General features: G+C 41.4%; 11 protein-coding genes. 2 read left to right on the top strand and 9 right to left on the bottom strand.

The window, feature by feature from the left end; genetic code table 11:
- Nucleotides 1-203 precede the first annotated feature (203 nt).
- The 6 genes from ASG46_RS15310 to ASG46_RS15285 all read right to left on the bottom strand — a co-directional run bounded on the left by ASG46_RS15310 (nt 204) and on the right by ASG46_RS15285 (nt 9,056).
- On the bottom strand, nt 204-2,513 hold the full coding sequence (locus ASG46_RS15310) for a YhgE/Pip domain-containing protein (protein WP_056705113.1): 2,310 nt from the start codon (nt 2,511-2,513) through the stop codon (nt 204-206).
- Between the two features lie 64 nt (nt 2,514-2,577).
- Nucleotides 2,578-3,156, bottom strand: a complete 579-nt coding sequence (locus tag ASG46_RS15305) for a TetR/AcrR family transcriptional regulator (protein ID WP_007497184.1) — start codon at nt 3,154-3,156, stop codon at nt 2,578-2,580.
- Nucleotides 3,157-3,331: 175 nt separating this feature from the next.
- Complete coding sequence (gene hemY / locus ASG46_RS15300) at nt 3,332-4,744, bottom strand: protoporphyrinogen oxidase (RefSeq protein ID WP_056705183.1); 1,413 nt, start codon at nt 4,742-4,744, stop codon at nt 3,332-3,334.
- A 22-nt stretch (nt 4,745-4,766) separates the two neighbouring features.
- A complete protein-coding gene (gene hemH, locus ASG46_RS15295) occupies nt 4,767-5,705 on the bottom strand; it encodes a ferrochelatase (RefSeq protein WP_017366949.1) in 939 nt (312 codons plus the stop codon).
- 32 nt (nt 5,706-5,737) lie between these two features.
- The gene (gene hemE, locus ASG46_RS15290; RefSeq protein ID WP_007497181.1) at nt 5,738-6,796 is read right to left on the bottom strand and encodes a uroporphyrinogen decarboxylase; all 1,059 of its coding nucleotides are present in this window, start codon (nt 6,794-6,796) and stop codon (nt 5,738-5,740) included.
- Nucleotides 6,797-6,920: 124 nt separating this feature from the next.
- The gene (locus ASG46_RS15285) at nt 6,921-9,056 is read right to left on the bottom strand and encodes a transglycosylase domain-containing protein (protein WP_056705110.1); all 2,136 of its coding nucleotides are present in this window, start codon (nt 9,054-9,056) and stop codon (nt 6,921-6,923) included.
- 127 nt (nt 9,057-9,183) lie between these two features.
- Between ASG46_RS15285 and ASG46_RS15280 the strand changes: the two genes are divergently transcribed.
- Both ASG46_RS15280 and ASG46_RS15270 read left to right on the top strand, forming a co-directional pair.
- Nucleotides 9,184-9,669, top strand: coding sequence for an antibiotic biosynthesis monooxygenase family protein (locus ASG46_RS15280; protein ID WP_007497177.1), 486 nt, complete (start codon nt 9,184-9,186; stop codon nt 9,667-9,669).
- A gap of 654 nt (nt 9,670-10,323) precedes the next feature.
- On the top strand, nt 10,324-11,511 hold the full coding sequence (locus ASG46_RS15270; protein ID WP_056705108.1) for a M20 family metallopeptidase: 1,188 nt from the start codon (nt 10,324-10,326) through the stop codon (nt 11,509-11,511).
- 29 nt (nt 11,512-11,540) lie between these two features.
- On the opposite strand, the gene ASG46_RS15265 is transcribed toward ASG46_RS15270, so the two are convergent.
- Genes ASG46_RS15265 through ASG46_RS15255 form a run of 3 tightly spaced genes read right to left on the bottom strand, consistent with a single transcriptional unit; the run spans nt 11,541 to nt 14,248 of the window.
- Entirely contained in the window at nt 11,541-12,248 is a 708-nt protein-coding gene (locus tag ASG46_RS15265; protein ID WP_008348873.1) for an EcsC family protein, read from the bottom strand.
- A 46-nt stretch (nt 12,249-12,294) separates the two neighbouring features.
- Nucleotides 12,295-13,515, bottom strand: a complete 1,221-nt coding sequence (locus tag ASG46_RS15260; protein ID WP_017360312.1) for an ABC transporter permease — start codon at nt 13,513-13,515, stop codon at nt 12,295-12,297.
- The gene (locus ASG46_RS15255; protein WP_008348877.1) at nt 13,508-14,248 is read right to left on the bottom strand and encodes an ABC transporter ATP-binding protein; all 741 of its coding nucleotides are present in this window, start codon (nt 14,246-14,248) and stop codon (nt 13,508-13,510) included. The genes ASG46_RS15260 and ASG46_RS15255 overlap by 8 nt, the downstream gene beginning before the upstream one ends.
- Nucleotides 14,249-14,531: the final 283 nt, after the last annotated feature.

Below are 14,531 nucleotides of genomic sequence, written 5' to 3'. Positions count from 1 at the left end.
TTGACAAAGGGCTAAAATGAACTTGATTTTAGCCCTTTGTCTTCTTTTCAGCGTGATAGAAAACCTTTGCAGTCTAGGAAGGACGAGCATCGGCGCGGAGCGAATTTAACATTCGTGAGCACCGAAGCGCAGGACTGACACCGAATGCGAGGGTTTGTCTACACGCTGAAAACCTTTCTCAGGAAAGAGAAAGGTTTTTTTGATTATGCTTCTTCTTGTTTCATTTTTCTTATGTTCCAAGCAAAGTATGCTGTTGTTGCAGCCATCATGATGATGGCTACTGTTCCAAGAATCGCTGCTTGGTGCCATAAATAACTGTTATCACCGCTTGCAATGATCGTTCTAAATCCGTTGATGGTATACGTCATTGGAAGCAGACTGTGAATAACTTGGAAGAATTTTGGTACAAGCTCAAGCGGGAATGTACCCGCACTTGCTGCAAGCTGAAGAACCAAGATAATGACGGCAATAAAGCGTCCTGGGTTCCCCATCGTCGTCGCAAGAAGCTGAATGATCGCTAGGAATGTCAGACTGACGATGATTGCAAAGAGATAGAAGCGCCAGAGGCTTTCCACTTCAAGTCCAAGTCCAAAGATCAGCATGGAGCTTGCAATCACTGCCTGCAAGATACCGACTAAGAGAAGCACACTATATTTGCTGACAAACCATTCAAACGCATTTCTAGGGCGTCCTGCAGGATCTTTCATTGGGAATACAACAGTCAGCATTAGAGCTCCAACAAAGAGTCCCATTGATAAAATATATGGTGTGAGCCCTGTTCCATAGTTATCAATTTTTTTCGCTGTATCATTCTCTGTTTTGACTGGGCTTGCAATCATATTGTAGTTGTCCTGCCCCGCATCAATGTCTCCTGTTTCATCTGCAGCGCTTTTTAGCTTATCAGAAAGCTTTCCAGTCCCACTTTTTAAGTCACCTAATCCTTTATCAAGGGATTTTGACCCTTCAGCTAGTTTAGATGAGTTGCTTTGGATACTCGCTGATCCACTTTCTAGTTTATTCAATGCTGCACTAAGCTGGCTTGAACCATTTGCCAGTTTATCCGCACCACTTTTCGCTGTGTCAAGCTTTCCATTTGCTGTTTGCAGGCCATCTTGTAATTTCCCTTGACCCGTTTGAAGCTTCAGTGCACCTTGATACAATTTATTCGTACCAGATGTCATTTGATCAATCGCATTTTGTATGGCGACTGTTGATGTATACAGCTGTTCTGTTTTCTCTGGCAGCTGCTTGACTTGCTGTAGCTGTGCTTTTGCAGATGCAACCGCAGACTGAACTTCACTTGCGTCAGGCAGTTCTTGCAGCGCCGCTAAGCTTTGCTCAAGACCAGACAAATCAGGCAGTTCGATTGTAGGAAGACTGTCTAGCTGATCCATTGCCGCCTTTTTCTCTTCATCTGTCATCGAGCTGTTTTGAATAATACTTTTTACTTTTGCATCTCGATTAGATAATGCTTCTTTTAAAGAAGCAAGTTTGGTACTAAACGTTTTTGCATCTTTTTTCACCTGATCAATCTTAGGCGCCATCTTTTCAAGATTCGCTAATTCAGGTGAAGACAATACTTTCTCCACAGCAGCGATTTTTTCTGAAAATGACTGTGCTTTATTGTTCAGCTGCTCAATGCCTGCTGTGAATTGCGGCATTTTAGAAGAAAGCTGCTCATGACCTTCACGGCTTGTGTTTAACCCTTCGGTCAATGTATCAATTCCTGTGCCAAGTTCACCAAATTTCTGATCAATCGTTTGATAGCCTGTTAAGAGCTGACCAAGACCGCTATCAAGAGATTGAATTCCAGTGTTCAGTTCACCCATTTTTCCTGCAAACTGATGAACACCTTCGCTATACGTTAACGTTCCTTCTGCCAATTTCGCCAAATTGTCTTTTAACTTTTGGCTACCGTCTTTTGCGCTTTTTGTTCCGTCATCAATTTTCTTCGCTCCATCGCTTGCTTGATCTAATCCTTTTGCAATCGTTTTGAAGTTATCAAAGATGACCTCTGCATAATTTTCTGTGACTTCCTTTGAAACCGAATCTTTTAATTTGATAATGGCGTTATTCGCAATTTGAGACGCAGCATAGTTTGCGCCTGGATTCGTATAATATTTCAGATTCGATTTTTTCGGATGTTTGTCTAGTACTGTACTCGCATTTTTCGAGAAATCTTTCGGAATCTCGACGACAAGATAATAGTCTTCGTTATTTAACCCTTTGATGGCCTTTTCTTCACTATCAACAAAATGCCATTTAAAACTATCGTTTTTCTTCAATTCCTTCACTAAATCATCGCCCACTTGAAGGGTTTTGCCGTCATAATGACTGCCTTCATCCAAGTTGACAACCGCTACAGGTAATTGATCAACTGTACCATATGGATCCCAGTAAGCTTTTAAAAATACACCACTATAAATCAGTGGAATAAATAAGACAGCTAAAATCGGGATCAGTAGTTTTTTGCTCGTCACAATGTCTTTCCATTGATTCCGAATTAAATTCATTGCTGTTTTCCTCCCATTGATGAATGACTAAATTAAGAATTCGGTCATTTGAACTCAAAAAAAATTATGTTGTTGCAGACAGTCCTTTTAGTACATAAAGCTCGAGCGATTCAGCGACCTCTTCTTTTGTTAAAGGCTCATATCGCTTTTCCCAGTCAAAAATAAGTGCAATATATAGTTTCACCATCACAAATGCCGTCAATTCAGGATCACAGGGCTTGATATCGCCTTTTTCAATCGCTTCTTTTACTTTTGTTTTAATATAGCGAATGATCATCTGCTCCATTTTTTCAATCATTTCTTTCACTGCTGATGTGCCAAGCTCCGCATTTTCCTGAAAGATTTTAATTGTAAGTTGGTGGTTTTTTCGAAATTCTAATATTGCAAAGAGTGCTAAGTGAAGATTTTCTGAGAAACTATTCTTCTCATCTATTGCTTCATCTGCAATTTTCCTCATCTCCATTAACAGTGATGTGAAAATTTCATCGAACAGCTCTTCTTTGTTTTTAAAAAAGGTATAAATCGTTCCTTTTCCGACGTTAGCAAGCTTTGCTACAAGGTCCATTGTCGTGGCTTTATACCCGAACTGGGTAAACGCCTTTGTTGCTCCATCTAAAATCATTTGTCTCCTATCAACACTCATGATCTCACTCCCAAAATGACTATTTGAACGTTTCGGTCATTAAGTACAGAAAGTAATATACCACATCTTTTTCGTCAGATGCAACAACTTTGTTCAATTTTATTATTCACCACTCTTTTCTAAACATACGAACATGAAAAACTCCCTTTCCATGACAGAAAAGGGAGTTTGTTTTTTATGAAAATAGATAAGATACAGCTTCTGAGATGGCAGCTTTTCCTTGATCAATACAATCAGGAATCCCAACACCTTCAAATGCAGCACCCGTGATATAAATACCAGGATATGATTGCTTAAACGTTTCTCTCATCGTCGAAATCTCTTTTTGATGACCCACATGATATTGCGGCATGCTTGTTTTCCAGCGAGTCACTGTCGTCAGCTCTGGATCTGCTTTAATATCCATGATTTTCTTCAAATCCTCCAGCACGATGCTCACGATTTGATGATCAGACTGTTCAACAATTGATTCATCGCCAGCTTTCCCAACGTATGCACGGAGCAATGTTTTTCCTTTAGGTGCAGTGTGAGGCCATTTCTTATTTGTCCACGTACATGCTGTAATGGAGAAATCACTATTTCTTGAGATGACAAAACCAGTACCATCATATTCATTGTGAACATCTTCTTCTTTAAATCCGAGTGCAACTGTTGCAACAGAAGTCGATGTCATGTCATGCAAGTACTCAAGCCCTGCTTCTTTTGGAAACATGGAATAGATCGATTGGTGAGGAGTTGTCACAATGGCAGAATCTGCAAAAAGCGTTTGACCGCTGTCTAATTGAACGCCATAGCCTCCCTCGGCTTTTTCGATCTGGGTCACTTTTGTCCCTTTGTAAATCTTCGTCAGCTTGAGTTTACTTTCGACCGCTTCAACAAGTGCTTGCAGCCCTTGATTGATTGTCTGGAACTGTCCTTGCTTTTTCGCTGTCACTTGTTGAGCTTTAGCATGCTGCTGTGATTTTTTCATCCCAAGAATCAAACTGCGATGCTTCTGTTCTGTTTGATAGAACTGCGGGAAGGTAGACATTAAGCTCAGGCGATCAATGTCACCAGCATAAATGCCTGATAGTAGCGGTTCAATTAAATTCTCCACCACTTCATCACCCACACGTCTTCTAAAAAATTCCCCAAGAGATTGATCTTCTGTCTGTTTGCTTTTTGGCAAAACGAAATCCATCGCTGCACGTGCTTTTCCGGCAACTGAAAAAAGCCCAGTTGTAATGAAAGGACTGATTTGAGTTGGAATGCCCATGACAGCGCCCTTTGGCATCGGATGAAGGGTTTCATTGACTAATACATACGCTTGCCCTGTTTCATTATTGACGAGCTGATCAGATAGGCCAACATCTTTTGCCAGCTGGGGTCCACTGACCTTTCTTTCTAAAAATGAATCGGGTCCACGTTCAATGATATAACCGTCTTTATATAATGTTTGAATTTTTCCACCTAGCCTAGGACTCGCTTCAATAAGAGATATTTGGAGAGGAAGGCCTTTTTCTTCAATTTCCTTTTCCAAATAGAAGGCGGCGGCCAAACCCGTGATGCCACCGCCAATGATGACAAGGTGTTTTTGATTGTCATGCATAGGATCGCCTTCTTTTATATGATTACTTACTTTCATTAAGCTTCTTTAATACGACTGCTGCCAGTGCATCAATAAATGCTGGTTTCGCATTTGGCATTTCTGGACGATAGTAGGCTGCACCAATTTCATCCGTGACGACTTTACATTCATAATCATTGTCGTATAACACTTCAAGGTGATCAGCGACAAATCCAACAGGCACGTATACAAATGTTTTATAGCCTTTTTGCTCAAATAGGTCACGCGTGAGATCCTGTACGTCTGGTCCAAGCCACGGATCAGGCGTATTGCCTTCACTTTGCCAGCCAATTTCATAATGCTCAATTCCTGCACCTTCAGCAATCATTTTTGCAGATTGTGCAAGCTGATCAGGGTATGGGTCCCCTGCTGCAATAATTTTTTCAGGAAGACTGTGTGCAGACACAATCAGCACTGCTGAATCTCTTTCTTCCTGACTCATGGATGCATACGTCTCTTTCACTTGTTTCACCCAATAGTCCACAAACTTCGGCTCATCGTACCAGCTTTCAACAGAAGTAATGTTCAGATGGCCAAGCTTTTCTGCTTCATCTTGTGCACGTTTGTTATACGATTTCACACTAAATGTGGAGAAGTGCGGTGCTAGGACAATACTCACCGCTTCTGTGATACCATCTCGGTGCATGTCAGCGACAGCATCTTCAATGAAAGGCTCGATGTGTTTTAACCCAATGTATACATGAAATTCAATCTCGTCTTGGATCTCATTCAAATGTTCACACAAACCATTTGCCTGCTGTTCTGTAATTTTTGATAAAGGAGAAATGCCGCCAATTGCCTTGTAGCGGTCCTTTAAATCTTGCAGCATCTCCGGCTCTGGCTTTCTGCCTCTGCGGATATGTGTATAGTAACGTTCAATGTCTTCTTCTTTATATGGGGTGCCATATGCCATGACAAGTAGCCCCATTTTCTTTTTCTCCACAACCAACACTCCTTCGGATCATTTGAAATCATTTAGATGGATGTCTTTTTATGTTTAGCTGAATAATCGTGAATAAAATCAGTCAGCTTCTTTAACGTGTCTGGTGAGACATCAGGAAATACCCCGTGACCTAAGTTAAAGATGAATTGATCTGATTTCATTCCTTGATCTAAAATCGCTTTTGCTCTTTCTTCAATCACTTCCCAAGGAGAAAGTAATATCGTTGGATCAAGGTTTCCTTGTAACGTTTTTGTTAAGCCTTCTTTTCGCGCTTCGTCTATACTCATACGCCAATCCAGTCCAACGACATCAAGCGGCAAGTCATGCCAATCTTTCGCCAGATGGCTCGCACCGACACCATACATAATCATTGGTACGTTTTCAGACTTCAGCTCTGTGAAAATACGCTGCATGACAGGCTTAATGAAGGTCCGGTAATCTGCTGCATTTAAAGCGCCAACCCAAGAGTCGAAGATTTGAAATGCTCGGACGCCTGCTTTTACCTGAGCGCGTATGTATGTGATCGTCATATCGGCTAATTTATTCATCAAAAGCATCCATGTCTCTGGCTCACTGTACATGAGCGCCTTTGTTTTATGATAATTTTTAGATGGACCGCCTTCGATCATATAGCTTGCCATCGTAAAAGGTGCACCTGCGAAACCAATCAGCGGAACATTCAACTGCTCCTCTGTTAACAGCTTGATCGTATCAAGCACATATGGCAGGTCTTCTTCAGGATGAAGCTCTCCAAGACGCTGGATATCTGCCTTTGTCCGAATAGGCGAGTCAATCACTGGTCCAATTCCATTTTTAATTTCAACATCCACTCCAATAGCTGGAAGCGGAGTCATAATATCTTTATATAAAATAGCGGCATCTACACCATATTGTTCTACAGGAAGTCTTGTTACGTAAGCACATAGCTCTGGCTGATGCGTAATTTCAAATAGCCCGTATTTTTCTTTAAGGGCACGATATTCAGGCTGCGAGCGTCCTGCCTGTCTCATATACCAAACCGGTACATGGTCTGTTTTTTCCCCTTTGCACGCCTTTAAGAACGTGTCATTAAAAGCCTTCGTTTTTCCCATTACCTTTCATTCCACCTTTCGCCTCACACTCTCTTTGTATAAGGCTCAAACACTGCTTTTACTATACCGCTTTTTCAAGGCTCGGTATACTAAAGCGGCTCAATGTTCAAAAAATCGCCGAATATTAACGTCCAAAAGCCTCTGGCTTGATATAAGCACTACCTTCGCCTTCTTCTTGTGTTTGAGTATTGTATGGAACAACTTTATACTGCACATCTGAAAACACATTTGCATACGGCATTGTGTAGCTGTTTGTTCCTGTTACTGAGTCGATCAGGGTCTCGCTTCCATTTCTCTTTTCATAAATACGATATTCAACGCGTTTGTCTTCCTGTTCATCCCATGACAGCTCCAATGTAAAGAGCCCTTTGATTTTAAATGCATAACGTGCTTCAAAGCCTGACAGTCCTTCTAAATGGATTGGCGATTGAAGTTCTTTAATTCCCTCTGGTTTTTGGAATGTTTCATTGGTTATTTGAGCGGTCGTTAAAATATCTTTCATTAACTGCACTGGATACTGACTGCCGCCAGTTAAATAATGACTGTTATCCGTTTTGTCATACCCCATCCAGATTGCCCCTGTTGTACTAGGCGTGTAGCCAGCAAACCAAGCATCTTTCGTTGCCCCTTTGACACCGGAATACGTAGTTGTGCCTGTTTTACCAGCCAAATCTCCAGCGTATGATCCGCTCTGAGCGGTTCCGCCTTTGACGACCTGTTGAAGCATTCTTGTCATATTCCAAGCATTTTGTACGCTAAACACTCGTTCTTCTTTGTTTCGATTTTTTTCAACGGTTTCACCATCATCATTCGTGATTTTCTGAATGAAGAATGGCTTTTTATAGACGCCTTCATTTGCAAATGTATGAAATGCTCCAGCCATCTGCAATGGAGAAACCCCTTTTTCTAACCCGCCAAGCGCTATGGCAAGTCCTTTATCCGAAATATCCATTCCCATTTTCTCAAGATAGGATTTAGAGGTATCGATGCCAAGCTGGCTTAACGTCCATACGGCAGACGTATTTTTACTTTTCATGAGAGCCTCTACCATCGTGACCCTGCCCTCGTACTGTCCATCGTAGTTCTTTGGAGAATAGCCGTCATAGCTTTTTTCCTTGTCCTCAAGCAGTGAATACGGTCTGAATTTTTTCTCCTGCATCGCTGGACCATATACTGCGATCGGCTTAAAGACAGAACCAGGCTGTCTAACAGCTGTGACTCTGTTATAGCCTCTTGCCTGATATTCTCGTCCGCCTATTGCTGCTTTTACACCACCAGATGCGTTGTCAATAAACACAGCGCTGCCTTCAGGTGACCCGCTTTTTCCCGGGAAATAACGATTGTTTTTCATCGCATCATAGGCAACTTTTTGCAAATTCATATCGATTGGTACCGTAATGGTATAGCCGCCTTGAAGCAATTGTTCATGCGAAATCGAATACTGTGATTCTGCTTCTTTAATCATGAGATCTACATAACTGTCCACCCAAGGGGTTTCTGATTTCTTTTTTAAATGAATACCAAGTGTTCTTCCTTTTGCTTCAACTGTTTCTGTAGAAGACAAATATCCTTGTTCATTCATTAAATTCAGGATGGTATCCCGTCTTTGTTTATTTTTATCTGGGTGTAGAACAGGGGAATACGTTGAAGGTGCCTTTGGCATGGCAGCAAGTGTAGCTCCTTCACTGACAGTGAGATCTTTTACATCTTTACTAAAATAGTAATTGGCCGCTGCTTGGATCCCATAGACGCCATGACCAAAGTAAAGCTGATTCAAATACATTTCAAGCAGCTTGTCCTTTGAATAACCTCTTTCTAAATTGATCGCAATAATGACTTCTTTTGTTTTTCGAAGAAACGTTTTATCATTTGTGAGAAAGATATTTTTGGCGAGCTGCTGGGTGATGGTACTGCCGCCTTCTACCTTTCCACCTGCTAATATATCTCGATAAACCGCCCTTGAAATCGATTGTGCATCAATTCCGTGGTGCTCATAAAAGCGCTTGTCCTCTACAGCAACAAAAGCTTTCGCCACTTTATCTGGGACCTCTTTTAATGACACAGGGTCCCGATTTTCTGAATACATGCTTGTGAGTTCTTTTCCATTCTGATCAATGATTTTCGAGGAAGCGTGAAAAACGAGCTTCTTCTCATCTATGACATAATGTCCTAAAAATAAAATGGTCAGATAGCCAATAAATGAAAGCACGATTGTACTTCCTGCAATGACTAATGGAATGATTATCTTCTTTTTCTTCAAATTAGGTCACCTCATTCCTTTATACGGATAGTATGGGATGTATTGCTTCATAATATGTTTTATGGATTGACTACCAAAGAATTATATATCATTCTTTTGTTATACTATCAAGCAGGAGGCGGTTTAGATGAATTTCTATATTACATATGGAACAGCAGACTTTTTGCAAAAAATCGCAAAAAAACATCATCTTGAAAATCTGCTTTATACGGTCGGTAAGGAACAAGCGGCTCTTTTTCATGAAACGGAGGGTGAGACAGTCTTTAAAGCCCCCCATGCCTATGATGTGATTTATACAAAAGGTGAGCTCGTCCAATCTGGCTTTGTCACGCTGAATCATATTCCTGTAAAGCTCGAAAGCAGAGCGCTTTTTGAATCCACCTTTCAGAAAAAAACAAACATGTCAGAGCACCAGCGCGGCTTTCAGGCGCTTCGTGTGTTAAGACCAAAAAAGGATGAAGAAGTGTACTTGATATTGACCCTTTGGGAATCTGAAGACTTATTTCAAGACTTTCAAGAGTCAGAAGCGTTCTTTCAGCCGCACGAGGATACTGGCTCCATCTTCTCTCGTCCTGCCTATCTGACATCCTATCATGCCGTCATAGACCATTAAAGAAGTGCTGCTCTTCGCACTTCTTAGATTGTTGACAAAGGGCTAAAATGAACTTGATAGTCTAGGAAGGACGAGTACTGGAGCGGAGCGAATTTGACATTCGTGAGCACCAGCACGCAGGACTGACAAAGAATGCGAGGGTTTGTCTACACGCTGGGAAGTGCTGCTCTTCGCACTTCTTTTTTTCATAAAAAAAAGCCCTTCTACTGCTGGGCTTTCAACGCTTATCTCTAAGCTCGTACCGATGAATGATTGGCTGAAGTACATAAAAATTCAGCAAGATCCATCCTAATAAGATGGGCCATTTTAACATAGGTGAAGCACCTTTCATCTGAATAAGTAGTACCAACAGTGGAATCAAACAAATCATCAAAAAGCTCATCTTTGAAACGAACGTTTCTTTGATTTGATGCCGGCAGCTTGGACACAGCATCATTCTCGTATGTGATAAATGAAATTTTTCGACGAAAGAAAATGCTTTTGAACAATTTGGACAGCTTCCCAATGCCACTCCCCCTTTTTCAAGCTTCATACTTAACCTTCGACTTTTATGTAAAATGACCTTTTCTGTCATTCTCGACATCCTCTTCTGTTGAAAGATTCTAACAATTACCATACAATCAGTAAAAGAGCCTAAAGGAGGTTTTCGGATCAATGACAGTATCCACTTTACACAAAAGGATCAATGAACGTCTTGATGAACAATATGAGGAAATGGTTGAAATTAGACGCCATCTCCATATGAATCCAGAACTTTCTTTTCAGGAAGAGGAAACAGGTGCTTACATCGCTCAATATTATGACAGATTACATATCCCAACACGCACACATGTAGGCGGACATGGTGTACTCGCTTTTATTGAAGGAGCTTACCCTGGACCGACCATTGCACTGAGAGCTGATTTTGATGCACTTCCCATTCATGATGAAAAGGATGTACCTTACCGTTCAACAAAACCTGGCGTCATGCACGCATGCGGTCACGATGGCCACACAGCAACACTTCTCGTCTTAGCGAAGATCTTACATGAGCACCGAGATCAATTAAAAGGAAAAATCGTCCTCATTCATCAACACGCTGAAGAATATGCCCCCGGCGGTGCGAAACCAATGATTGAAGATGGCTGTTTAGACGGTGTTGACGTCATTTTCGGCACCCACCTTTGGTCCTCAGAGCCATGCGGCACTGTTCTTTATAAAAGCGGGAACTTTATGGCAGCCGCCGATCGTTTCTCTATTCAAGTGCAAGGGAAAGGCGGACATGGCGCACAGCCGCACCTGACGAAAGATGCCGTACTCATCGGTTCACAAATTGTAGCCAATCTTCAGCAGGTCGTGGCCCGTAAAGTCAACCCGATTGATTCTGCGGTGGTATCTGTAGGGGGATTTGTCGCTGAAAATGCCTTTAACGTCATTGCAGATTCGGCCGTGCTAACAGGTACTGCACGTTCCTTTGAAGAGAGTGCACGCCATATCATTGAACGTGAAATTGAACAGGTGGTGAAAGGTGTCTGCCACATGCACGATGCCTCTTATACTTATGAATATGTAAGAGGCTATCCTGCAGTCAAAAATCACCCTGCACCAACTGAATATATAGCAGAAATAGCCAAACAGACAGAAGGAGTCACAGAAGTAAAAGAAGCAGAAACCCAAATGGGCGGAGAAGACTTTGCTTACTACCTTCAGCATGTTCCTGGTACTTTCTTCTACACAGGCGCTATGCCAGAAAACAGCCAAGATGTGTATCCACACCACCATCCGAAATTTGATATTAACGAAAACGCAATGCCTGTCGCAGCAAAGGTACTCGCTCATGCCGTCCTTTCCTACGATGAATGAAAAAAAGCCGCTGCCCAACAGCGGCTTTTCTATTTCAATTCCTTCAACACACGCAAGTGAAACACATGGCGTGCGACTTCACCAAGCTGTCCTGTCAGCTGATGATTTGCCACCCCACCAACAGCGGCACCGACCACAGGCATTAATTGAAACAGCTTCACAAGGTCAATATAATCTCGATATTCCTGCTGAAAGCTATACCAATCCATTTCTTCCCGGGTTGTTTCCCATTCTTCAATGAGTTTCATCATTTTTTGACGGTGTGTACTGCTTGAAAAGGCGAGTTGAAAAATACAAAGCAAAAAGAGTCTTTCCTCTTTTTGAGACAAATCGAATCCATATATACAAGCAAGCTCATATAGACATTTCATTTTAATACTCAAAAGGAGAGGGAAATCCGCCATTCCGAGAAACAATCCACCCGCACCTGTGCCAATTCCTTCAATCGCAGCGGCCTTTTGATAATATGTCACCTTTTCCTTTGCCAGCTCATTTCGCTCTACAATAGACAATTGTTCATCAATGACTGTAAATGAAGTAAAATGGCTTCCTGATACGGTGGATTCAACCATTGTTTTCACCGCACTTGTGATGACTTGATGAAATCGAGCAGGGATTCGGCGATTCACTTGCTGCTGAACGCCTTTTGAAAACCGCTCGATCTTGGATGGTTTTCTTAAAAAACGCATTTGAAAAAAAATGGCCTCTTCATACAGTTCCCGTTCAGCTGCATTCATCCCAGTTCCCTCCTTGGTGACATCATACACACGCTGTAAAAAATGCTTATCTCATCTTTTTTAATCTACTTTGTACGTAAGGCTTAAATAGGACAAGCACAAATACCAATGAAATGAGAAGAGCAAGTCCGCTTCCCTTCCATCCACCTGCTGGGAAAACGGCGGAGCTCAGTAAAATTGACTGGATAATGAGTACATTTCGTACGAGAACAAAAAAGCTTCGATCTTTTTCTTGCTGAGACACAGGATAAAGTGCCTGTAACGACAGATGAGCAAAGTGCTTTGTTAACGGGACAAGCTGTACACCTGTGATAAAGACTGTAAACAAGACAAGTAATGCCCCCACCCAGCCTGCTGCACCTGTATACAAGAGGATGAGCACAAACACGACGGTTAACCTAAACACAAGACCAAAATAGTCATTTGAACGTAAAAACGCCCTCACATACATATAAGAAAAAGCTTTACGCTGTTCATAAGGAACAAACTGCAAGACCCAGTCCATATACGCCCTTCTTTTCACTTGTTTCTTTAAATGAGGGACATCCGTAAATAAGTTTGCCAAGCGGTAAAAACGCTGTTTTCGTTTTAACTCATCAGAAATATGCAATTCCCATTGAAAGGGCTGTTTTTTTACTGCATTTGTTAGATAAATGAGATAGACAGCATATAAAAGATAAAAGACGATGGCAATGGCATAAGCTGCTTGTAAAACGGTATACATTAACATTGTATTGAGCAGAAAACGAATCACTGCATCAATCCATCTGACATGTTTCCCTTGAAAATAAGTGATTCTCCACTGAATCGCTGTATTCAGACCTTTTATTAAGATCATTTGCGCCAAAATGAGCACATATAGCATCAGATCGCCTGAGGAGACAGCCGAATATAGCGGAAGTGCAATAATGGACACGGCAATCAAAGGAAATAACTGAGAAATGAAGCTAAAGTTAAACGCTTGTTTTAAATAAGGGTCCATCTTAGCTTCCAAAGGAAGCATAAACACAAGATCTGCCTCTTTGATCAACGTTCGCACGTAAGAACTAGTCAGGACCAATGAGAAAACAACTGCCATGACCCAATAGGATGGGAAGTGAGCTGGAATATGCTTCAGCCAATTACTGTACCAGCTCGCCCCGCCTGCAAGGAAAAAAATGAGCACAATCACAAGATGATCGTTGAACATATATTTTAAATATTTTCTTGTTTCTTGTACGTGTTCTTCTAATCGTGATTTCCAAATGGTTTGCGTTGTTTTACTCATAGCTTTCTTCCTTTGTTAATTCCAAATAAAGATCATCGAGTGTCGCATCTCTCATGTTGAACTGCTCTCTTAGTTCTGTCAGTGTTCCTTTCGCTCTAATTTCCCCTTCATGCAAAATAATAAAGGAATCACAATAACGTTCCGCTGTGGCTAAAATATGCGTTGACATCAGAACACTTGCGCCGTTTTGTTTCGCCGCATTCATCCGTTCTAATAATGCGTTGATCGCAAGCGGATCAAGCCCTAAAAACGGCTCATCGATAATATACAACTCTGGCTCCACAAGAAACGCACACATAATCATCACCTTCTGCTTCATCCCTTTAGAAAAATGAGCAGGGAACCATTTCAATCGCTTCTCCATTCGGAATTCCTTCAGCAAAGACGGCAGACGTTCTTCTAATTGTTCTTTTGAAAGGCCGTAAGCCATCGCTGTCAGCTCTAAATGCTCTTTTAACGTTAATTCTTCATATAAGACAGGTGTCTCTGGAATAAACGTAAATTGTGAACGATACGCCTCTTGATCTTCTTGAAGGGTTCGTCCGTTCAGCTCAATGACCCCTTTATGAGGTTTCATTAATCCAATAATATGACGAATGGTTGTACTTTTTCCCGCCCCGTTTAAGCCAATGAGACCAACGATTTGGTTTCTTTCTAATTCAAATGAAATATTTTTCAGAACGGGATTCTTTGTATATCCACCCGTTACATCTTTTACAGTTAGAAGGGACATCAGTTCGTTCCTTTCTTTCTTTTTTCCTTTATAGTACCAAAAACGAAAGACAATTTGAAATGTTTACCTATAGACAACTCATGAATAAAACATCGGCATACTGGTCATCATAATGTATGTAGAAGAAATGAACTTGATGACCAATACGTAAATGAGGTGTTTGTTAAAGGCAATAACCGCATGACAAGTTGGTTTTTCATCTAAAAACCTTAGCTTCTGTTTTGCTTCACTGATTCTTGATTTTTGTGTCCTATACAAATATGTATACGACGAACCAAAACGT

This window comes from Bacillus sp. Leaf49 (genome assembly GCF_001426125.1).
Classification (GTDB): domain Bacteria; phylum Bacillota; class Bacilli; order Bacillales; family Bacillaceae; genus Bacillus; species Bacillus altitudinis.
The sequence above is the reverse complement of the archived record's forward strand: the minus strand, read 5'-3'. Positions and strand labels throughout refer to the sequence as shown.

Bases quoted from the DNA above. Each gene is read 5' to 3' on its own strand.
- ASG46_RS15280 (WP_007497177.1), top strand. From the start codon at position 9,184: ATGAATTTCTATATTACATATGGAACAGCAGACTTTTTGCAAAAAATC.
- ASG46_RS15260 (WP_017360312.1), bottom strand. From the start codon at position 13,515: ATGAGTAAAACAACGCAAACCATTTGGAAATCACGATTAGAAGAACAC.
- ASG46_RS15255 (WP_008348877.1), bottom strand. From the start codon at position 14,248: ATGTCCCTTCTAACTGTAAAAGATGTAACGGGTGGATATACAAAGAAT.
- ASG46_RS15305 (WP_007497184.1), bottom strand. From the start codon at position 3,156: ATGAGTGTTGATAGGAGACAAATGATTTTAGATGGAGCAACAAAGGCG.
- hemY (WP_056705183.1), bottom strand. From the start codon at position 4,744: ATGCATGACAATCAAAAACACCTTGTCATCATTGGCGGTGGCATCACG.
- ASG46_RS15265 (WP_008348873.1), bottom strand. From the start codon at position 12,248: ATGAATGCAGCTGAACGGGAACTGTATGAAGAGGCCATTTTTTTTCAA.
- ASG46_RS15310 (WP_056705113.1), bottom strand. From the start codon at position 2,513: ATGAATTTAATTCGGAATCAATGGAAAGACATTGTGACGAGCAAAAAA.
- hemE (WP_007497181.1), bottom strand. From the start codon at position 6,796: ATGGGAAAAACGAAGGCTTTTAATGACACGTTCTTAAAGGCGTGCAAA.
- ASG46_RS15270 (WP_056705108.1), top strand. From the start codon at position 10,324: ATGACAGTATCCACTTTACACAAAAGGATCAATGAACGTCTTGATGAA.